18 protein-coding genes are annotated in these 21,189 nt (G+C 65.0%); 5 read left to right on the plus strand and 13 right to left on the minus strand.

Features of this window, described 5'->3' with window-relative positions; all coding sequences use genetic code 11:
• Positions 1 to 82 precede the first annotated feature (82 nt).
• Positions 83 to 940 carry a hypothetical protein gene (locus tag ACWF9G_RS08825; protein WP_452514608.1) on the plus strand — a complete coding sequence of 286 codons (858 nt, stop codon included), beginning with the start codon at positions 83 to 85 and terminating at the stop codon, positions 938 to 940.
• A 143-nt stretch (positions 941 to 1,083) separates the two neighbouring features.
• Here ACWF9G_RS08825 and ACWF9G_RS08830 read toward each other — a convergent pair whose 3' ends face one another.
• From ACWF9G_RS08830 to ACWF9G_RS08860, 7 genes are all read right to left on the minus strand, one after another.
• The gene (locus ACWF9G_RS08830) at positions 1,084 to 1,347 is read right to left on the minus strand and encodes a hypothetical protein (protein WP_452514609.1); all 264 of its coding nucleotides are present in this window, start codon (positions 1,345 to 1,347) and stop codon (positions 1,084 to 1,086) included.
• Between the two features lie 2 nt (positions 1,348 to 1,349).
• Positions 1,350 to 1,763, minus strand: a complete 414-nt coding sequence (locus tag ACWF9G_RS08835; RefSeq protein WP_452514610.1) for a hypothetical protein — start codon at positions 1,761 to 1,763, stop codon at positions 1,350 to 1,352.
• Between the two features lie 151 nt (positions 1,764 to 1,914).
• Complete coding sequence (locus ACWF9G_RS08840; protein ID WP_452514611.1) at positions 1,915 to 2,517, minus strand: DUF5753 domain-containing protein; 603 nt, start codon at positions 2,515 to 2,517, stop codon at positions 1,915 to 1,917.
• A 205-nt stretch (positions 2,518 to 2,722) separates the two neighbouring features.
• Entirely contained in the window at positions 2,723 to 3,214 is a 492-nt protein-coding gene (locus tag ACWF9G_RS08845; RefSeq protein ID WP_452514612.1) for a DNA-directed RNA polymerase subunit beta, read from the minus strand.
• A 3-nt stretch (positions 3,215 to 3,217) separates the two neighbouring features.
• Positions 3,218 to 3,943 carry a class I SAM-dependent methyltransferase gene (locus ACWF9G_RS08850; RefSeq protein WP_452514613.1) on the minus strand — a complete coding sequence of 242 codons (726 nt, stop codon included), beginning with the start codon at positions 3,941 to 3,943 and terminating at the stop codon, positions 3,218 to 3,220.
• Positions 3,940 to 4,620: a B3/B4 domain-containing protein gene (locus ACWF9G_RS08855; RefSeq protein ID WP_452514614.1), complete on the minus strand. Its 681-nt coding sequence runs from the start codon at positions 4,618 to 4,620 to the stop codon at positions 3,940 to 3,942. Before ACWF9G_RS08855 ends, ACWF9G_RS08850 begins: the two co-directional genes overlap by 4 nt.
• 37 nt (positions 4,621 to 4,657) lie before the next feature.
• Positions 4,658 to 5,152 (minus strand): hypothetical protein, encoded by a 495-nt coding sequence (locus ACWF9G_RS08860; RefSeq protein WP_452514615.1) that lies wholly within the window; start codon positions 5,150 to 5,152, stop codon positions 4,658 to 4,660.
• 193 nt (positions 5,153 to 5,345) lie between these two features.
• On the opposite strand from ACWF9G_RS08860, the gene ACWF9G_RS08865 reads away from it, so the two are divergent.
• Entirely contained in the window at positions 5,346 to 6,608 is a 1,263-nt protein-coding gene (locus ACWF9G_RS08865; protein ID WP_452514616.1) for a helix-turn-helix transcriptional regulator, read from the plus strand.
• Here ACWF9G_RS08865 and ACWF9G_RS08870 read toward each other — a convergent pair.
• Both ACWF9G_RS08870 and mobF read right to left on the minus strand, forming a co-directional pair.
• Complete coding sequence (locus ACWF9G_RS08870) at positions 6,605 to 7,252, minus strand: HAD family hydrolase (RefSeq protein ID WP_452514617.1); 648 nt, start codon at positions 7,250 to 7,252, stop codon at positions 6,605 to 6,607. The two genes, ACWF9G_RS08865 and ACWF9G_RS08870, sit on opposite strands and share 4 nt — an antisense overlap.
• Before the next feature lie 120 nt (positions 7,253 to 7,372).
• Positions 7,373 to 11,482, minus strand: a complete 4,110-nt coding sequence (gene mobF, locus ACWF9G_RS08875) for a MobF family relaxase (RefSeq protein WP_452514618.1) — start codon at positions 11,480 to 11,482, stop codon at positions 7,373 to 7,375.
• A gap of 568 nt (positions 11,483 to 12,050) precedes the next feature.
• Between mobF and ACWF9G_RS08880 the strand changes: the two genes are divergently transcribed.
• Complete coding sequence (locus ACWF9G_RS08880) at positions 12,051 to 12,350, plus strand: hypothetical protein (RefSeq protein ID WP_452514619.1); 300 nt, start codon at positions 12,051 to 12,053, stop codon at positions 12,348 to 12,350.
• Positions 12,351 to 12,439: 89 nt separating this feature from the next.
• Here ACWF9G_RS08880 and ACWF9G_RS08885 read toward each other — a convergent pair whose 3' ends face one another.
• A complete protein-coding gene (locus ACWF9G_RS08885) occupies positions 12,440 to 14,092 on the minus strand; it encodes a recombinase family protein (protein ID WP_452514620.1) in 1,653 nt (550 codons plus the stop codon).
• 179 nt (positions 14,093 to 14,271) lie between these two features.
• Here ACWF9G_RS08885 and ACWF9G_RS08890 point away from each other — a divergent pair, with 179 nt between their 5' ends.
• Both ACWF9G_RS08890 and ACWF9G_RS08895 read left to right on the plus strand, forming a co-directional pair.
• The gene (locus ACWF9G_RS08890) at positions 14,272 to 15,045 is read left to right on the plus strand and encodes an SDR family oxidoreductase (protein ID WP_452514621.1); all 774 of its coding nucleotides are present in this window, start codon (positions 14,272 to 14,274) and stop codon (positions 15,043 to 15,045) included.
• Between the two features lie 999 nt (positions 15,046 to 16,044).
• Positions 16,045 to 16,938, plus strand: coding sequence for a hypothetical protein (locus tag ACWF9G_RS08895; protein ID WP_452514622.1), 894 nt, complete (start codon positions 16,045 to 16,047; stop codon positions 16,936 to 16,938).
• 394 nt (positions 16,939 to 17,332) lie between these two features.
• Here ACWF9G_RS08895 and ACWF9G_RS08900 read toward each other — a convergent pair whose 3' ends face one another.
• The 3 genes from ACWF9G_RS08900 to ACWF9G_RS08910 all read right to left on the minus strand — a co-directional run bounded on the left by ACWF9G_RS08900 (position 17,333) and on the right by ACWF9G_RS08910 (position 20,812).
• On the minus strand, positions 17,333 to 18,409 hold the full coding sequence (locus ACWF9G_RS08900; protein WP_452514623.1) for a HEAT repeat domain-containing protein: 1,077 nt from the start codon (positions 18,407 to 18,409) through the stop codon (positions 17,333 to 17,335).
• Positions 18,410 to 18,425: 16 nt separating this feature from the next.
• A complete protein-coding gene (locus ACWF9G_RS08905) occupies positions 18,426 to 19,211 on the minus strand; it encodes a hypothetical protein (protein ID WP_452514624.1) in 786 nt (261 codons plus the stop codon).
• Between the two features lie 464 nt (positions 19,212 to 19,675).
• Positions 19,676 to 20,812 (minus strand): hypothetical protein, encoded by a 1,137-nt coding sequence (locus ACWF9G_RS08910; protein WP_452514625.1) that lies wholly within the window; start codon positions 20,810 to 20,812, stop codon positions 19,676 to 19,678.
• Between the last annotated feature and the right edge of the window lie 377 nt (positions 20,813 to 21,189).

The following is a 21,189-nucleotide window of genomic DNA, read 5'->3' on the forward strand; positions in this document are numbered from 1 at the left end:
TCGGTGCTGGGTTTCGTCATACGATCGCAGTCTTCGAATCTTTCTTCAGCGGGCTTGCCGAGGTTGGCGGCACAATGCACTGGTGTCCATACCCCGTACCTCGGCGCACCGCCTCGCAACGATCATGAGCAACGTGATGGCTCAGCCTGGCAACCAGGCTGTAGTGGTCACACTAAAGAACGTCCTCGGCTGCCGGAACGATAGCGAGTTCTATCCGCTGTACGGCGAGCTGCGTGAGCTTCCCGAGAAGATCGAACTCTTGGTTCGGCAGCACATCAGCGAGGAGTATCACAGTTACGAGGACCTGTTGAGCTGGCGTCCTCAGATCGACGCGGCCCTCAACGCGACGTTGTCGTTGGCAGGCCCCACACACTCGATCACGAACCACTACGGTCCTCAAGACATCAAGGAACTGCGGATTGTCGGTGGTTTGTTGGGAGAAGCGCAGGTTGAAGGGCGAGTCGATCCAGACACGCTAGCCGAGCTGCGTGCGAGCGTCGAGGAACTTCACAATCAAGTTCAATCGAATCCAGAAGTACCATCGGATCTTCGGACCTTCATCTGCGATCAGCTCGACACGATCCGGCGCGCCCTGCGCGAGTTCACCATTCGTGGGCCGGAGTCACTCAACGACGCAGTCACTGAAGTGGCGGGCGCGATCGTGCGCAACAGACACCTGTTCGATGACGCAAACGAGGCATCCCGCTCAGCGTGGGATGGGCTCCGTCGGACTTTCGATCTTGCAGAGCAGTGCGGTAATGCCATGCAGGCACTTGGAACCGGGGTTATCCAGGTGACGACCGCTGCGGCAGTGGTCTGGGGAGTACTGCACGGCGCTGTGCCACAACTTCAACTGCCACCGGCACCAGCCGACATAACAGTCATAGATGCTGTTGATCCTGGTCTCCGCGAAGTGCCCGGAGCTGAAGCTCATCGGTAGATGTGCCCAACCAGTCAGCGCGGAAAGCACCTCCGATGGCATTCGGAGCTAGCGGTTGCCAGGACTCCGGCCGACTTGATGTGTGCGCCTCTGCGTACAGGTGGCCCGGCGGGAGTACCGCCGGGCCACACATATCTGATCGGTCAGCCGATGCCCAGTCTCTCCATCGCCCAGTCTCCCGCGCCGCTGTCATCGGTCGCGGCGAACTTGCGCGTGTAGTACAGAGGCGGCGTGACCCAGCGCACCGAGCGCCACCCGCGATCGGGACGTACCGCCCACCCGCCATACTCGCGCCACAGCGGATACGTGGGCCGGTCGCTGCGGTACAGCCGCCGGTCGCGAACGGCAATGATCCGGCGGCGGAGCCATGAGGTCAGGCGGGTCGCAGCGTGGTTCATCTCGAACATCCTCAGCAGGTGATGATGGCGGGCGCTGACGGGAAATCGGTCTGGATTGTCGCCCCATTGGCGGCAGTCTCCCATATGGTCGCGACACCCTTCCAGAGCCCGTTTTCGCAGTCTGTGGATGTCGCGATGTTGCGCCGTGGTGCGGGTATTTCTATGGACGGTTCACTGCTGCGCGTGGTCCAGTCACCGCCGCGCGGTTTGTAGCGCAGAGTGAGGTTGATCGAGAACGCGGCTGGTGTGATGGCGCAGTCGACGTATCCGCCGCCGACGACTGCACCGTGTTGGGTGTAGACGGTGTTGGTGTAGAAGGTGAAAGTGCACGACGGTGCGGGTGCGGCTGTCGCGGTGCCGCTGGCCGGGTTAGTGATCAGCGCGACCGCGATCGGCAGTGCGGCGGTGAGGGTCTTGAACGTCATCAGGTGTCCCCTTCGATTCGGCATCGGTGATGGTGGCGCGCCCGGTCGTTGTCGATGCCCGGTCGGTTTCGGGAGTGCAGAGGCAGGCCCCGAGCGGTGTTCCGGCGTCTGGTGCGCAACCTGTCCGGGCCTGCCGGTACGTAGACCGGGCCTAGTTGGAGGTGTGGGTCGCGAGTGCCCGGTTGAGGATTGTTCTGGCGTCCTCGCCGTAGGCGGCTTGGGCGGCGAGTCGATCGAAGCTGCGCTCGGCCAGGGCGATGTCTTCGGCGCTGGTGGCCGTGACCGCGCCGGTGACGGTCTCGATATCGACCGACACCGTGTCGTTGATGACGAAAAGCGTTGTGGGAGTGACGAATGTGGCGTTGATCGGAATGATCCCGATTTCCACGTTGGTTCGCGCCGCAAGGATTTCACGGAGAAACCGGATCTGGGATGCCATCACCAGTGGACTGCCCACCGTGCGCAACAAGGCGGCCTCGCTGAACAGCAGCCGGAAGCGGTGGTCGGGGGCGTCGAGTACGGCTTGCCGGTGCAGGCGGGCGGTGACGGTCTCTTCGGTGTCGTCTGGCACCTCGAGGGCGGAGACGCACGCGGAGATGACGGCGCGGGCGTAGGCGGCGGTTTGCAACAGCCCGGGGATCAAGTCTGAGCTGTACCCGCGCTGATTGGTGGTGGCGTCCTCGAGGTCGACCAAGCTGCGTTGCAGGGTCGCCAATCCGTCGTCACAGGTTTCGTAGTAGCTGGTGTAGGACATGGCGATCTAACCCTTCAATAGGTTTGATGGTCGACGGGATCGATGGGTGGTCCCGCCCGGGGATCGTGAGTGCGGGTATCCCCCGGAGGTCGGGGCGGGGGCTGCGACCTCCGGGGGAACCTCCCCACCCTCGAGGCCGGTCGGCCTCAGCGCTGGGATCGCTGACGGCCTCGAGGTATTCGGGTGGTTTCGGTGTGCGGTGTGGTCAGTAGGGGCCGTGGTTTCGGGGCTTGGCGGCGTCCAATAGTTCGCGCACGCAGGCCAGGACGGTTGTGCCGGAGGGGCGGAACGGTGTGGTCGCGGGGGCTACCCAGGTGCGTGCGATGTGGTGCTCCGGCCCTGGGGATGGCAATGCGATCTCGCCGTCTCGGACTACGGCTACGTGTGCACGCCACAGTTGAGCGACCGCGACTGGGTCACCGATCGGGTCCATGTCGGCCCGGATGAGAAAGGACCACGTTCCGGCGCGGGGGTGGCCGATGATCGGGCACGGTCCTACGTTGCGGCGGTGTAATTCGACCTTGACCCGCTGGGCGAGGTCGGCGGGCATCATGACCGCGCCGGTTGATCCGGCCGACATCATGATCCGCCCCGTTGTCGGGTCCACGAAGGTCGGCAGGCCACAGACCTTGCGATAGAACAGGCTTCGCGACTGCGGCGAATCCTGCGTGGCGGCTGATGTGTGCGCGTGCGTCACTGCTCACCCCTCTAGCGAGGTCTCGCCTGGGGTAGCGGTGGCGAGAGCAACGATGCGGTCGATGTCGGTGACCTCGTATCCGAACCCGGCGGCCTCGAGTAGATCGGTGAGTTCACCGACTGTCAGCGGCCATTCGCCGTAGGTCGACAGCAGCGCGACCGCTTCGGCGTGGGGCAGGTGTGGGTAGAACGTTTCGGCGACAGCGGCGCGCATCGCCTCGACGGACAGGGGCGGGTCGGGTTGGATCTGGTCGGCCAGGATCAGCCGTCCGTCTGCGGCGACCACGCGCCGGAACTCCCGCAATACCGCCAACTGTTGGGTGGGCGGGACGTGGTGGAGGGTGAACGTCGACACGACCAGATCGAACGTGCCGTCGTCGAACGGCAACGCGCACAGGTCGGCGTAGACGAACGCCAGCGCTCCCCGCGGCTTGCGGGGTGCGTGCAGCCGGGCTTGGTGCAGCATCGCCGGTGACAGGTCGCAACCGACGATCTCGGACTCGGGGTGCAGGTCCTGGATCAGTCGCGCCATCGTCCGGCCGCTGCCGGTGCCCGCGTCCAGTGCCACGCATCGGCCGGTGGGCAGCTGCCGCGATATCTGGTTCAGGACCTGTTCCCGGACGGGGGCTTGGGTGAAGTCGGAATCGAACCCGTCGGCTCGGCGGTCCCAGTGGGCTTCTCGCGCTTCGATTCCCGGGTCCTCGGTGTGGGTGTCGAATTCGGTACTCATGCCAGGGCCTCGAGGTCGATCGGCGAACATGCACCGAGGTGATCGGTCAACAGCGCGGCCAACCGGTCGCGCGCGTCGGTCAGGTCGCCGGGCTCGCGGCCGGGGCCAGCGTGGACGATGAACAGGGTGTCGGTGGTCGCCGAGGTGGCTTTGGACTTCTCGCACTGACGGACCTCGAGGCGACACAACACGTCGGTGTCATCGAGGTAGGCGTACTCCCCGGCAGGCACCGGTACCGGTTCGGTCGCGCCGAGGGGTACGAACCGTTCGGTGCCGGTCGTCATCGCCAACCGCACATCTCCGGTGATCGTCGTGAGGTCGTGTGCGCCGAACGCCAACCGGGTCTGTGCCGACACGAGGTTGTAGATGTCGACGAGTGGATTGATGCGGGGCAACCGACCGGCGCGGTGCAGCAACCGGTGCAGGGTTTCCGGCGCGGCGACTTCGCTTTTCGCGGCCTTGCCGACCAGGGTGTGTACGGCGCGGAAGGCTTTGAACTCGGGTTCGGTCTTGAGGGTCTTCGGATCGGTCGCGGCTAGCAGCGCCTTTTCGGCGGTTTCGATGGTGTGGTCGAGTTCGGGGCTGGACTGTTCCGGCACGGTGATGCCGCCGACGACGAACGCGATGGCCCGGATGCCGAGGTCGCTGACCTGTGGATCGATGCTGAACGCGGTCACTACTTCTCCTGACTGGTGTGGTGGCGAAAGTGCGTGCTCAAGCGCGGGCGGCGCGATGGAACCGCGCGTGCCGCGCCAGTCGGTACATGCGGGACATCATCGAATCCTGTTGTGGTGCAGCGGGTGTGATGGTCAGCCAGGGTGGAAGCAGTGCGGAGGCTGCGTCACGCAAGGTCTCGAGGGACTCGTCAGCGGTGAAGTCAGCGGTGCCGGGAGATGATTCATCCCGGCACCGCGACGGTTGTGCGGCCCACTCGCGGACAGCGGCGGCAACCCGGGACAACTCAGCTGCCGGAACCCCGGTGTAGTCGGCCGGGGCGGGACCGAATCCAGCGAGGTGGCAGCCGGGATCGCGCTGTGGCAGTGGGTCCGACTGGATCAGCCCGAGGCCCTCGAGGCTCTCCAGCATCTCGGCAAGCTCGGCGCGGCTGCCCTCATCACGGGCGGACAGGGGGTCGATGGAACGCGAAGGTGTCAGCGGCACAATCTCGACTGTGGTGGTCAGATCTACTGCTGGGTCAGGCTCGTTCATCGTTCCTCCGTGTCATCCGTCTCGGATGTCCGTTTCTGTAACGAGGTGCTCCGCTCGGGAAGCTCGGCGGAACCACGAACCCAACATTGACCGATTGCAACGGCCAAAAGAAGGCCAAACAAGAGGACATAACGCGGCCGTGGGTAAACCTCGACCTCGTCAAATGTCCTGATAGCGGACTACTCTCGCTCGCATGGCAAACAATGGGAATGCGGCACTGCGCGCGGCCCGGCAAGCATTGGGATACAGATCCCAGGCTGCTCTGGCTGATGCGCTGACAGAAGCAGCTCGCGCGATCGGGCTCCGTATCGAGGTAGCCGCCCGCACCGTACGACGCTGGGAGTCAACAGACCCGCCGTGGCCGCATCCAGAACACGCCGCTGCGCTGGAGGCCCTGTTCAAACGCCCCATTGCAGAGCTTGGATTCACGCCACCGTGGCCGAATGGTGCGGACGGGCGTAGTCCACGGGAATCGTTGGGCCCCAATGGAAAACGTTATCGGCGCGTGGTGGGCAGCGTGGAGTTGCCAGCGGCTGTCGCAAAGAACTATGTGGCGATCACGGTCGCTCATCGCGGGATGTACTGGTCATTGCCTGCAAAGCAGCTGCAACGGTCCGTCGCTGATCATGCTCGGCTGGGGGCGGATCTCATTCCGCAGATCGATGTACGTGCTACGACCGCCCTGGCCAGAGCCGTGTCGGAATCGGCGCTGCTCGCGGGCCGCCTCGAGTTCTTCGACCTCCAGCAACCCGAGGAGGCGCAGGCCAGTTTTGTTCTCGCACTTCAAGCTGCCCACGAAGCAGCGGATACCTTGCTGGGCTGCGCAGTGCTCGCGCACATGGCATTCATCCCCGCGTTCTCAGGTGAAGTCAAGCGAGCTGAGGAAGCAAGGGAGCGGGTTCGTGCGGCTCGGGCATTCGCACGACGGGGCGAGGGGAATCATGAGCTGACGGCGTGGCTCGATGCGGTGGAAGCCGAGGTCGAGACGCGGTTCGGCAACACTCGTCAGGCTCTGAGCCTGATCCGGCACGCCGAACAGTCCTACGCCCAGCACGATCCGCAGGATCGGCCGTCGCCGGAGTGGCTGGATTGGTTCTCTCCGACGCGGCTCGCGGGCTTCAAGGCCAACACCCTGATCTCGACGGGTGATGGTCGTTTGGCGTTGGAGACGTTGCGGCAAGTGCTCGACGAACTTCCTGCTGAATCGGTGAAACAGCGGTCGGTCTACCTCGCCGATGCCGCAGCTGCGTGTGTGTTGGACAAGCTTCCCGAGCAGGCGTGCCGCTTCCTCGAGGATGCGTTGGACGGGATCAGTGAGTACTGGTACGCAACGACTCTCGACCGAATCAAGGTGGTCAGGCAGGACCTACGAAAGTGGGACTCGCTGCCTGAGGTGAGGGCGCTGGATGAGCGGTTGTACGACTGGCATACAACCGTCAACTCGCTGTCTGGCTAGCGCTCGGCCTTCACGATGTCGGGGAGCTCGGACAGGCTGTCGATTCGCCAGTCCGAAAGCTCCTTGACATCCTGGCGGTCCCGGTGAATCCATCCCCACGGCCCGCGCTGAATGTAGGCGGTCCGCATCCCCACCTTCACAGCAGGCGTGATGTCGTTGTCGATGCGGTCACCGACATAGATGATCTGATCGGCCGGGCATCCGGCGACTTCGACAACCTTCTCGAAGAACGCGACATCAGGCTTAGCCACACCCCAGTCATCGGAGGTCGCGATGAAGTCGGTCGGCAGATCGAGCCCACGCAGAAGGCCGCCCGCACGCACAGTTTGGTTCCCGACGATGCCCACCCAGACACCCATCTCACGCAGCTTCGACAGGGCAGGGCGCACATCCGGGTAGAGGTCGTCCTCTCCGAACCACTCGGGCTTGCCCGCGTCCGCGCGCGCTTGGCGCTGCTGATCCAAATCGAAACCCGGCTTGAACACCTGGAACGTCTCTCGGTAGTCCAGCCCTTGGGCGATCACGGCGCCGAACACCGAGACAAAGGTGTGGCGCGGAACGCCCAACCAGTCAGCCCAGGTGCCGTACTCCCGGGTCTCGTCTACAAGGGTCTCGCCGACATCGAATACAACAGCCTGGATCACCACAACTCCTACCTCGACCGCCAATCGCGCGGCACCGACCTTGCCCGAGCCAGTGTAGGGCGCGCAGGAATGACGGGTACGCCCTAAGCTCCGCTCGTTGTTTCCGGGCATGACGACGGGCTACCAGTCCAGGTCGTAGCCTGCTCCACGCGGACGCGGACCGTTTCCGGGGTCGAAATCGGTCCCGAAATCGGCATCGGTTGCGCTCACGCCATCACCGAACGTGGCGTTGACCGCAGCGTCGATGGCTGCGCCGGGTTCTTGAGTGGGGGTGGTTTGGCTGGGCTCCAGGCTGGCGGGATCGACGTCTAGGCGTGCCCAGAGTGCGGCGGCGGGCATCTCGTCGGGCAGGGGTTGGGTCCGGCCGGCTTCGGTGAGCTGGTGTTCGATATCGATGCCGGCCTGAGCGGCGGCGTCGATGTGGGTGGCGATGACAGGCCAGATCGGGTCGGCGCTGATGCGGGGGTCGATGCGGTCGACGGTGGCGGCCCACTGGTGTTGAGGGAGTCGGACGTTGCCGTCGGCCTCGAGGATGCGGCGTTGCAACCGTTGTTGGTGAGCGCGTTCGATCGCGCTGTGCCGGACAGGTCCGGTCGGCCGGTGGTCAGCCTCGGGGACATGCAACCCCGCGCGCCAGATGGCGAGTTCGGCCAGTAGCTCGGGGTCGCGGCCGATCAACGGTCGTGCCCACTTGGGGGCCGTGCCGGGAGTCCATGCGCGGGCAGCGTTGCTGACTTGTTGGGCGAGTTCGGCCACGATCCGTTCCCGCGCCTGTACCGGTGCAAGGGTGCCGGGGTCGGTTGTTTCGGTCGCGGTGGTGGGGAGTCCGGGTGTCCAGGCGAGCGGGCCCGGCCCGGCCGAGTGGTTGCCGGAGGTGTCCAATCGCCAGTCCAACACGGCGGCGGGATCGGTCACGGTATCGAGTTCCCGCGCGGCGATCGCGGCGCGGAGTTCGGCGATCGGGTCGGCCCCGGACAGTGCGAGCATCGCCAAGTGTTGGCGTAGCACCGAGTACGCGTCACTGTCGGCCAGTCCCGGAACCAGTCCTTCGGCGATGCGGTCGATGATCTCGAGTCGCCTTGTGCCGATAGCTTTTTCGGCGGTCAAGCCGAGGGTGTCCAGGTAGATGTCGATCGCGCGGCCGATGCGGCGGGCGGGGTCGAGTGCGTCGCGGAGTTCGGTGTGGGCGGATTTACGCGCTCCGTCGCGGTCGAGAACGTGGGTCAGGTGTTCCACTGCGGTGCGGGGGTAGTGGGCGTCCACGGTGTAGATGTCGCCTTCGGCGCCCTCGAGCGCGGTCGCGATATAGGCGTGATTCGCCTCGCGCCCGCGCGTCATCGCGACGTAGAACTGTTGGCGTGACTCGCGCCCGGACAGGGCGACGTGGCAGGAATCCGCAGTGATGCCCTGCGCGGAATCGATCGTAGCGGCGTAGCCCAGGTGCAGGTGATCACGCACATACTCGCTCGGCAAACGCACCACGTCGGCGGTGTCGCGGCCGTGTTCGCGCCGGATGACGGTCACCGATTCGTCGGAATGAACCTCGCGGATGGTCCACGTGTAGCCGTTGCGGACCCAGTCGTGTTCGCTCAACCGGAGCCGGGGATCGTTGCGGCGGGTGCGCACGGTGTCACCGACTGAGGCCACCAACCCGTCACCGAGGAACACGTGAGCGTCGATAGCGGGGCGCGTTCGCGGGTCGCTGTGGGCGATCCGGTGGGCGCGGGCACGCACGTTCAACTCGTCCACGATGTCGTGGGTGGGTGCGAGCATGACCGCATCCGACCCGCTGGCGGTGTCGGCCGCCCATGCCTGGTAGGTGTCGTCGTAGACGCTGCCCATGTGCCCGGCGTGGATGCGGCCGTTGTCCAGATACCACGCGAGTGCGGTCGGGTCGCCTTCGCGGAGTCCTTTCGAGGCCAGCGCTTCGCCGCGATGAGTGAACCGGACGACTTCGGTCAGCGTTGTTTCCGGGGCCGGTGAGGCGTGGGCCATGTCGGCGTGGACGCCTCCGGCGTCGATCGCCGAGAGTTGCTGATCGTCGCCGATGCATCGCACGGTCGCGCCGCGCCCGGTCAGGTATCGCAGCAGTTGCAGGCGTTTGGCGGTGGGCACGGTGACGTGTTCGTCGACGATGACCAATGTTGTGTGGTCGATGTCGAGTACCCATTGGGGCAGGAACGGCGGGTGCTCGCCGGTCATCGCGGCGGGCCGGTGGGCGTCGATGACGTGCAGAAGCTTGTCCACGGTCTCGGCACGAGTATCGATCGACTCGCCGAGGACGGACGCGGCGGCGGCGGTGGGTGCCATGCCGAGCACGGTTCCGCCGCTGGATCGCCATGCGGTAGCGAGGACTTGCATGGCGGTGGTTTTGCCGGTTCCGGCTGGGGCGTTGGCGGTGTGCACGCACAGTCCGGCAGTGGCGAAGGATTCGATGACGCGGATTTGACCGGAGTTCAGGGGCTCGTCGGGGTGCGTGTTGTTGTAGGCGTCGACGGCATTGAGGATGTGGGCGGGGTTCAGGATGCGTCCGCCGGGTTCGACCGAGAGCGCGATGAGTTCGGCTTCGTCGGCCAGCACCGATTCGGTGGTGTAGATCCGGGAGTTCGCGCGGGTATGCATCGGGGTGCCGTCGCGGCGGCGTAGCCAAGTCGGGACCGCACGTAGGCCGGGTTCGGCGGTCACATCCGGGTCACCACGCGCGACCGCCGATGACGGTGAAAGTGCTTGCATGACAACTTCATCAGCGACGCGTGACCAGTCTTCGGGAGCGACGATGCCGCGCAATTGGCGTTCGACTTCGGCACGGAGGTTGAACTCACGCCAGGTCGCGCGCCGTTGCGAAACCGCTGCTAGTACCTGGTCGGTGACGTGGGTGATGAACGCCTGATCCGGGACTGGACTCGCCGTGGCGGGCGCGGCAAGCACGCGCGGGAGTATGGCGTCTACCGCGTCGGGGCCACCCAATAGTTCTTCGGCTTCGGCGCGCCAGGTGGCGAATTGCTCGGTACGAGAGCCCGGAGTGTGTTTCCTGGGGCGGGTTTCCAGGGTCGCGCGCTGGGCCAGTCGGTGTATGTCACCGGGTCCTGGTTCGTGCCCGAACTTGGCTTGCCACTGGGCGGTGAGGGTGTCGAGTCGGTCTGTGATCGCGGCTGCGCGCTGTGACCAATGCTGGATCAGTTCGAGGGGAACGCCGACGATATCGCGGACTCGGACTTGGTCGGGGGTGCGGTCGGGGCGGGTTTCGAACCGGATTCCCAGCGCGATTTCCAGGTGGTGCTCTACCCGGGTGTCGAAGATTTCCGAGGCCGTGACAGTACCTTCATAGAGGATTTTGCCGTCGATGGTGCGCCACTTGCCATCCGAGGTCAGCACGCGATTGCTCACCAGGACATGGATGTGTAGGTCGGGGTCACCGGCGCGGGAGTCGCGATGTTCGAACGTGGCCGCGATCATGCCTTGCACGTCGACTTGCCGGATACCGTTGCGGCCCAGCCGGGTGAACAACGCGTTGTCTTCCATCCAGGCCAACGCCTCGTTGGCCGCGCGGCGGATAGCGGTCTCGATGATCGCCCTAATCTCGGGTGTGCCGATTGCCCATAACACCGCGATGCTTTTCACGGCGCTGAACGTGAAGTCGAACCCGGCGACCGCTGTGCGGTCCGGGCGGGTGTTCTTGGCGATCCATCCCGAGAGTTCGCGCGCGTCCAGCGGTGGGCGTTTGTACTCGGTGGTGAACATGGTCTTGGCTACTTCGGTGCGGATGCGGGCGCGGATGTCGTCGGGGATGTGGGCGGTGACGCACGCGCCTGTCATGGTGTTGTAGTCGCGGTATGCCTGCCCCTTGGCCCGCCTGTAGTCGGAAACCGTTGTGTAGAGGGCGTATCGGTTGCCTAGTTTGGTGGCTTTCTCGGCGCGGCGGGCGGCTTCGGCCGGCCGGATTCCGGCGTTGAGGTGCTGGGCTTTGACGCGTTCGCGGACCTGTTCGGCGTTGGGGTGCATCCCGGCCCCGAACATGTTCTTCATTTGGTCTTCGGTGACTTCGGAGCCCTCGGTGAGGCCGAGCGCGGAAAGTCCGGTGCCGTGCCAGGTTCCGGGGGCTTCGCCGTGTTCGTTGTAGTAGTCGGCCAGCGAGGCGCGCCCGCGCGCGGTTCTGTCGTTGGCGGCGGTTTTTCGCATGTAGTACTCGTAGCCGTTGCCCGCGGCGACCTTGTGCATAGTCGCGACCATGCCTCCATGAGGCAGCGGTCAATTCGGCTGCCGCAAGGGAGAATTGATGCGATGCGGGTCACATTTCGCGGTGATGGGAAACTTTCGACAACTTTGGACAACTTTCGACCCAGGCGTGACCGAATTGTGCCCTGCTCCCGGTCCGAGAAACGGTGGAAATTGGACACATTCGAACAGTTCCAGCGGGCGCGCTGCGGTCACTTTTCCGTTGACAGTGCGGGGTTGGCCCTGAGATGCAAGATGTCTGATTGTGAAGTAGGGGGAAAATAGGGGTAGGGGGTATGCGGTGCGCGAATGAGAGTTGTTGTGTAGGAGTGGAAATGGGCAGCGGGGGTGCGTGATTTGTGTGGGCGGGTGCGATGGGCGGTGAGCGTGTGAAGCGCGGGGGTGTTAGTGGCGGGTTGGAATGTCCCGGCGTTAGGGCGGCCGGACCGACGCGCGAGCGGCGGCCACTGGCCGGGTCGACCGTGCGGCGAAAGTCTGTGCGCCAAGCCACTGTTGATCAACGGGCACACTGGAAGGTGGGAGAGCCACTGGCCGGGGACAAACGATCAAAGGAAAATCGCGAATGTCCTCCCACAACAGAAGAGATCGAGCGCGCACCGGCAAGACCGGTGACGCACAACTACGCCATGACGCGCAGGTGGCATCGGCGGGCACAGGTGAAGGGCCGTCCGATCAGCCGCCGTCGCGCACGACGTTCGAAGGCTGGATCGCCTACTGGCGGCCGATCACTCAGGAATGGCCGCCAATGGACCCCGAAGGAATCGCCGCTGTCGCGGCGGTCGTTGCCCGCATCGACCGACGCCGCGCCGACGGCGGCGAGGGAGGCGAGGGCGGCGACGGCCAGAATCCGGGGGCACAGTGAGACCACTCAGGTGCAGACGACAGCGCACCGCCGCCGCTGAGAACAGCGGCGGCGGTGACGGTGTGGCCGGTCGACGCGCGGCCTGATGCTCAAGCGGCGATCGGGTCGACCACGATCCGGTTCGGGTCGAACTTCGGACCGCGTTCGGTGGCGGGCATGACCCGCACCCGGCGGCCCCGCAACGCACGCTTGATCATCACCCGCTTCTCCTGAGTGCTCGCGTCGTTCCAACGCTGCGTCCACTCCTGCACCGATTCCGCGTGCGCCCCGCTCTGCTCGACTTCGTCGAGCTCCGGCGCGACGTCGAGTTCGGCCAGTTCCTCGCGCAGCGCGGCAATGCGCCGATCCAGTGGCGTGATCGCTTTGTCGTAGCGAGCCAGACTGATTTCCCCGCGCCCCAACCGGTCCGATAGTGCCTCGGCCAGCTCCTCACACTCGGCCAGCTTCTCGGCCACCGGACGACGCGCCTCGTTCGCTGATGTCGCTGCGGCGGCAACGGCTTCACTGTGGGCAGGGTCGGACAGGATCGACACCACCAACGCACCCATGGCGGTATCGAGCTGACGCATGTCTATCGACACCTTGTTGCACCCGCCACCGGTCAGCCGTTTCTGGCACCAATACCGCCGCCGCATCGCCCCATCGGCGTACAGTGCCCGGTTCGGCTGCGGGCGGCCGGTCAACCCGCGACCACACCCACCGCAATCGACCGCCCCCGAACACGCATACTCCGCGCTCGCCGGTCGGCCCCGTCCCGTGGCGTCGAACATCGCGGTCAGTTGTTCCCATTCGGACTCTGCGATCAATGGCGTGCCCGGCATCTTGGACACGAGTTCACCGTGGTGCACCACGTACCCGGCGTTGCGCGGGTTCGACAGCACTCGCTTGACCTTCTCCCCGCGCCACTTCGCCCCGACCGAGGTCGTGATTCCCCGATTGTTCAGATCGATCGCGACAGCGCGGTAGCTGTCCCCGGCCAACCGGCGGGCGACCATTTCCCCGATCACTGCCGCTTCGGACGCACGCGGGGTGACCCCGTCCGGTTCGAACCCGAATGGGCGGTGAGTGTGATTGGGTTCGCCTCGCGTGGCCTTCAACCGCTTGCCTCGCTTCACGCGGGTAGACAAACGATCCGACTCGTAGGCGGCGGCGGTGAGCTGGTCACGAAAAGACTTGCGCCCGTTCGCAGTCAACAGATCGTATTCGCCTTCACTGTCGAGCACCGTGAGCCCCTGCTCAGCGGCCAGGATCAACCGTTCACCCTCGATCGGACGGCGAGAGAAGCGCGCCATGTCGAACACGACCACGCCGCCGGTCGCGCCGGACTCGAGCCGCGTCATCAGTCGTTCCCATTGACGGCGGAACACGCGCCGGTTCCACGCCGATCGATCGGAATCGATGTGGACTTCCCCGACCTGGCCGCCATGCTCGGCAACGCGCGCGGTGCAGTCTTTGACCTGCCCGTCGGTGGACCGTTGCCGGTCGTCAGAGAGACGCGAAACCCGCGCGTAGATGTCCAGAACAGGGCCTTGACCGGCTGTGACCTGGTTGTTCGCCATCGTGACGCTCCCTTGTGAAGGGGTCACTAATTGTAGAGTGGCCCCGGCCAGCTGGGCAACTTCCTCGCGACGCAGCCCCGGTACCCGGCGTACCCCGGCGGTTCCGCCGATCTGCATGTCATCGACGTTCAGACGGGCGCGGCGGGTGCGCAAGAACTCCTTCAGCTCGGCATTGTGCTCCATGGATCCAGTCTGACGTGCACGGCGGCCACACATCGCAACCAAGGTCGGTCTGCTGGACCCAGGTTCGCCGGACCTAGGTCCAGCAGGGCCCAATTAGGCCGTCCTCGGGCCCTGTTCCCGCTGTTGTATCGAATACGCGGCGCATCCGCCGCGGACGACACACAGGAGAGATCACACCCATGACTACTCACAACACCTCCCCCCTCGCCGGTCGCGTTGCCGTGGTGACGGGCGCCTCCAGCGGCATCGGCGCCGCCACCGCCAAGCGGCTGGCCGCGTCCGGGGCGACGGTGGCCGTGCTCGCACGCCGGGCCGATCGGCTCGAACTCCTGGCCAAGGAAATCGAACGGGCAGGCGGGACGGCGCTGGCCCTGACCGTCGACGTCACCGATGCGCAGGCCATGCGCACCGCGGCCGAGCGGGTGGCCGCCGAACTCGGTACCGCCGATCTGCTGTTCAACAATGCGGGTGTCATGCTGCCCGCACCCGTCGAGGAGCTGCCGGTCGAGCAGTGGCAGCGGCAGATCGATCTGAACGTGACCGGCCTGATGAATGCCATCGGCGCGTTCGTACCGCAATTGATCGCCGCGGCCGCGGACAAGGGCGTGGCCGACCTGGTCAACACGTCCTCGATCGCCGCGCAGAACCTGTTCCCGACCTTCGCGGTGTACTCGGGCACCAAGGCCTACGTGACGCACCTGTCGCGGACCCTGCGCGCGGAACTCGGCGCCAAGGATGTCCGTGTCTGCGCGATCGAGCCGGGCATCGTCGGCACGGAGCTGCAGAGCCATGTCACCGACGCCGGCGCCCGGGAATGGCTCGAGGGTTCGAAACAGGAGATGACCTGGCTCGACCCGGAGGATATCGCCGAGGCCGTCAACTTCCTGGCATCCCAGCCTGCGCACGTGAACCTGCAGCAGGTCACGATCATGCCGACCCGGCAGCCGTCGTAAGCGAATCTTCCGCGACTACATCGCACCTCATCGATTGATCGTTGGCTGGCCACCCCTGTTCGATCGGACCCATCGCGATCGCACCATCGCCCGACTGACCGAGACCGAGATCCGCAAGCGGATCGACTCACTCGGCGAGATTTCAGCTGTTCTCCCGCAGGTGCCCGATCCGATGTCGGGCTGACAGGATTTGAACCTGCGACCACAGGACGGCAATTCCAGTTCCTCGGAAGCTGCCCAACAGTTCCCAATAATGCTGGTAGTCAACATATTTCATGTGGTCGATGCGCTGGCTGGTTCTCATTGGTTCCCGTCGATTCCGGTCAAAAGTGTGTGTTTGTTGTGTGTTGGTTTCAGGTGCGCATCCGGTGGCGGTGTGGGCTGATCTTGTTCGGAGCTGAGCAGGAAGGAACAGGGATAGCCTGAAGGCAGAGCGACTGAAGGACTTGGGGGAGAAGGCACCCCGGCCGTCGTCCACTCGCCTTGCAGGACAACAACGAAGGAGGCGCCACCCTGTGCGAACAACTCAAATCGTCGTGTTCGCCGTCGCTTCACGGACTCTCAGCCTCTGCGCGGCCGACTCCCCGATCACAAACGCCCGAACTTATTGCGAGCAAGGGGCATTCGGCGTTCTGGCTGTCGGGGCAGGCGGTTCAGGGTGGTCAATCGGCAGACTGAACGCACCCGACGTAGGGGCGTCGGCCGGTGGCCTGACCGGCGATGAGTTCACCTTGCCGGTGGTCACCGCGAGCATGGCCGGCAATGATTCAGCGGAGTTGGAAGGGCCGCGGCCAATGGCATTCTGCGCAGGCGACATCGGCGTCTGCGCCTCCGAGCTGAGCCGGCCACCTCGGCCGTTCAGTGTCGGCGGCCGTGATAGCGGTTGGCCCGTCAACACCTGCCGCGACAGTCGGTCACGCACGTGTCGGGGTCGCGTCTCTCCATGAGGAATGTCAGCAGCAGGTATGGTTGCCAGCGACTGGGGCGGCGGAGGCGACGATGGCGTTTTGGTGGGCGAGTCAGGGCAACAACTACCCCACGGCGATCGGCCAGGGTTCGCTCTGGACGTGTCCGAGAATCAACGGGGCGCTTCCATCGGACCGGGCACTGCTAAAACAGCTCCGCGCCGGTGATTTCGTTTTCCACCACTACCGCAGTCACCTTCGCGCGATCAGCGTCGTCACCGCACCGTGGCGCAATGCGCCACGGCCACCGGGATATCCGAGCAGGTACGGTGATCGGCTCAATGACGGCTGGCTGGTTACCGTCGATCCTCTCCTCACGGGGCTCGCTGTCCATTTTGGGCGTGTGGCGCAGCTGTTGCCTCTCGGACCTCCAGGACCGCTGGACAAGAACGGGACGCCTCAACAGAAGTACATATCGTCGCTGACCGAGAACCAAGGCCGACAGCTGCTCAACGAGGCCGGGCTCTTTGTGCCAGCGGCAAGGCTTGAAGACGAAATCATCACGGCGGCCTCCGTTTCCAGTGATGCTGCTGTGCAGGCGACGCGCAGGGTGGAGCAGGCACTGCTGCGGGCTTATCTGCTTCGTGGTGCTTCGGAGGGTGCGTGTGGACTGTGCGGGCGGTTCCTTCCCTCGTATCTTCTCGTCGCTGGGCATATCAAGCCGCGTGCCCTGTGCTCGGAGGCCGAGCGATGGGCGTTCTCTGACGTGGCGATGCTCATCTGTGTACTCGGGTGTGATGCCCTGTTCGAGCACGGGTACGTCGTAGTCGACGCTGCAGGCAACATCATCGCAGGTCGATCGTCGTCACATTCCAGTGTCATAGACACCGTCCGCGTCTTCATCGGCCAACGATGCCCCGCATACACACCAGAACGTGCTGAAGCGTTTCGCGCACACCGTGAGCAGTTCATCGAGCGTGGGCAGTGACTACGTCATCGAATCATCCGCGTTCGTAGGGGTTTTCGCGACCGCTGCGGAACCGGACCGCTCCGGATGGAGCGAACTCGACCAGGGAACGAGTCTGTAGCGGCATCGGTCGAGGTGGGTGCGGATGGTGGTGCGGATGTGGTTGGGGATCAGTACTTCTCCGGTGGATCCGTGTTTGGGGTTCTCAAACAAACCTGACATTGGGAGATTTCGCGAGCAAGGGCCACTAGCCGGGGGCGCGGACGCAAGGGCAGTGTCGATCGAGGGAAGACTCAAGCGGTAGCCGCACTAGCCTGACGGGCTCATCCCGGTCGAGCTCGGCGGTCGCCATCGACAGTGGCATCCTGCCCGGCCCGAGCAATTGTCGATGACAGGGCGATGCGACAGGCCGACGTCAGCCGCGGTCTGGCCTCGCTGGTTGTGTCTGGCGCTTACCCACCCGCTTGGTCGATACTGCCGCAACGTCGAGCCGAACGCCGTCGGGTTCGATGGCTCCAGCGAGGGTGGTGGGCACGGTTTGCGGGCGGTCGACGTCAGTGACCGAGAAGGCAAGCTCCTCGCCCACGAGCTCAGCGGAGCCCGTGTACGCGATTTCCCCGTCGGTCCTCACCACGTCGACTCTCACCGACAGCCCCACTGGGCGGGTCATCACCAGGTACTGCGTGGTCATGGCCAGGGCAGGAAGCGCCCAGCGGGCCATCAGGGCGGCGATCCAGGGTCGCTCGAGCATCCGTTCCCGCGCCGAGAACGAGCTGCCGAGATCACGGTTCACGAAGACCGACCACTCGGCCCGGCCGCACCGGAGTCCGTATGCCCGATCGGTGAGGTCGATGCCGAACGTTGGTCCGCGAAATCGCTCGGCGTCCTCGGTCGTGTCCTCCGCCGACTTCAACTCGAGGCTCACCTCGCGCGTGTCATCGTCTCCTCGAGTGCCTGGGCGACTCCCGCTGATGTCGGGGAGGAACGGCCCATCTGCTCCTTCTCGATGCGCGATCATCGCCCGGGTCAGGGTCAACTGACGTTGTGACGCGTTGTCACCAGTCTCATCGAGGGCCATGAGCGCGTTCAGGGCCGACGTGCCGGCGAAGGTGCCGAGGGCGGCGAAGGCCTCCCGGCGCACGGCGGGGTCCGCATCGGTGATGTGCCCGAGGAGCAGCCTTTCTGCGGCGGGGGTGGCGACTCTGCCGAGACCCCGGAGTGCGGCGACGCGATCGGTTCGCCCGGCGGCGCGATCACCGGCAACCTGCTCTAGCACCGGGAGGACAACCTCTGCGCTGGCCACGGCGGCGAGCACGCCCAAGGCCCGGTGGCGGCTAAGGGGAACGTCGACGCCCTGCTCGTCATGGGCAACGGCAATGAGTAGCTGGAGTTCGGCATCGCTGAGGGAGCGAACGCGGCGCCGCCCGGACGGTTCGTCCATTACGAGCTCACGAATTGCGGGGGTGAGCGACCCGACGTTCACTGAAGGCATCATCTCTCCTAGGTCCCTAAGCAGACGGGCTCACATCTACGGAGCAATGGCTGCGCATGGTCGTCCCCTGCTCGGCAGTCAGACCGGTGCTGTTGACGCCGATTTCGTCGATCCCGTCGGGAGGGTTGATATCGACGCCCATCACGTTCGTGGCCGATGTCCCGGTACCGAGCCCGAGATAGTGCCCAACCTCGTGGCCAAGCAAGATGCCGGTGATGCGCCGCGATCCCGAGACCTCGAGGACCGCTCCAGTAAGGTCATCACTGGAATCCTTGTCGCATGGCCCGTCCACGTTCGACCAGCCATCCGCGTCGCCGATGGACTGTACGAAGAAGACGTCGATCCCCCCGAGCGGGCCGGAGAAGTCATCGGTCAGATTCTGGGCCTCGGCCCGGTTGCGGATGTTGGCGTAGGCGCTCGGCGTCATCCGCGTATCCGCGATGAACTGCCACTTGATGCGCCGGATCCCCACGTTTCGCTGGGCGTAGATGTCCCGCGCGATCTGGATGGCGTACTGGACCCGCGTAGCCTGGTCGGGCGTGAAGGTGCCCGAGAAGTCGTTCTGGTGGCCTACGAAGATGGGCACCAAGTCAAAGGCGCTGCCGTTGATTGTCTGCAGGTGCCGTTGGAGTGAACGATTCGTGGCCGTGCCCGAGCCGGGCAGGATGTCGCCGGCCTGAAGCTGACCGAACAACGACCCGTCGATATCGCGGAAGATGTAGCCGAAGACGTCGCGATTCACCGACATCGATCCGGTGACGCCCAGGCACCGCCGTGCCACATCACGCAGGCTCAGCATCATGTACTCCTCTTCCTCGCTGCTGCTGTTTCAGGAGGTGGGCCTCAACTGCCGTTCCCTTCGCCGATGAGAGATCGACCTGAGGCCTTCAGGTCTGGAAGCGTCGAAACGATTGTCGGTCGGCAGCCGATCGAAGAGTTCGGCGTCGGGTGGTCACCTCAAGCAGAACAGCGCGAGGACCAGCCCAGCGTCTGAAGCGAGGGTTGCGCCCAGCCCCGCGTCGAGTCTCACCACGCAGCGGTCGACCGCTGCAATGGTAGTCGGGGCTTGATGAGGTGAGCAGATCGCCGACCTCGAGAGGTGGCGCTGTGGCGTCAGCCAGGCTCCACGCGCTCACCGTCAATGCGACCGGCGTCCGAAGGTTGTCTGATTCCTGCCGATCCAGGAGCAGACCAGGTCGGTTCGCGCTGGTTCCGGAGGCGACACCCGCGACGCTCAGCATGGCCATGCACCTACCTTCAGCTTGCCTACTGCAGTGCCACGAGCATGGGGATCATGCCGCGGCCGGACGTCAGCGTGCCCAGCGCCTTGCCGATGACGGCGCCGAACGCGCGCTGCGGATCGGCAGCCCGCATCGCATGACCTGGAACGGCCGAGCTGGTGAGGAGGTCGCCGACCCGGATCGGCCCGGTATCGGCGTCGACCTTGCACATGATGCGCCCGATCAACGCGATCGGCACGCCAGCGGTGGCTGCGGTGCCGCGGCCCAGCACGATCCCGGGCCGAAGGTCGCCGGCGCCGGCGACGACGCCCGCGACACACGTGTCGTACGGCGCGTCGCTCACACGGAGCTTCAGGTCGTCTCCGACCACCATGATCGTCCCTGGCTCGCTGGCTCCAGGATCCTCGGCCTGAAAATCCTCGGCGCAGTCGGCATTCTGCAGAATGATGTCCCCAGCGATATGGATATTGCCGGCGCTGTCGAGGACGAGGTCATCTCGCTGCTCGCTTTCGTTGCGGATCACAAAACAACTAGCTCCGGCGGCATCTGCAAGGTCCGTGGCACGCAGGCTGTAGTTCTGGACGCCGAGCCCGCGCGGCTGAATCGCTAGCCTCCGGTCGAGCTGGAGATCCCCAGCGAGCCGGACATCGCCGGCGTTGTCGAGGATCAGGTCATCTCGCTGCTCGCTTTCGTTGCGGATCACGAAGCGTCGGCCGCCGACGGCGTCGGCGTCGTTGGTCGCGCGCAGGCTGTAGTGCTGGGTGCCGTTTCCCCGCGACCGGATCCCCAGCTTCGGGGAGCCGTTCTTCTCGAGCCGCACGTCCCCGGGGGTCTGGATGTTGCCGGCGTTGTCGAGGATCAGGTCATCTCGCTGCTCGCTTTCGTTGCGGATCACGAAGCGTCGGCCGCCGGCGGCGTCGGCGTCGTTGGTCGCGCGCAGGCTGTAGTGCTGGGTGCCGTTTCCCCGGGACCGGATCCCCAGCTTCGGGGAGCCGTTCTTCTCGAGCCGCACGTTCCCGGCAACCTGCAGCAGCGCTTCTGGCGACGTCGTTCCGATACCGACTGCCGTCGATGAGAGCGCAAGTACGCTGCTGTTTCCCCCCGCATCCTCGACGGTCTGAGCGACCGCGTTCAACGTCTGATCGACCCGGAGATCCACCATGCTGATCACTCCTTTCTAGTGCAAGGCTCGAATCAATTTTGATGGTGAAGTGAATCCAGCACATGAGTAGCCGACTACTCGGTTCCGCTCCACCTGGCCGGGCACGCACCATGGACCGAGTTGCTCACCACCGCCGCTGCCCGGTTGCAGCCTGGCTGAGCACCGACGAACCTGTCCCTTTGACTGAGGAAGACCCGGAATTCTACGATCGAATCGGCAATCCGAAACCCCGAGGTATGCCCGGACAGCTTCATCAGCACCGGGGTCGACGCGCCTTCCTCTGCGGCATGCGTAAGCCGGGAATGCCGCAATTGATGCAGCGTGTACGGGGTCCCGGTAGTAACCGCGCGAAAGCAACGGATATGGCGTAATGCCCT

The sequence above is a fragment of the Nocardia sp. NPDC055029 genome (assembly GCF_053608525.1).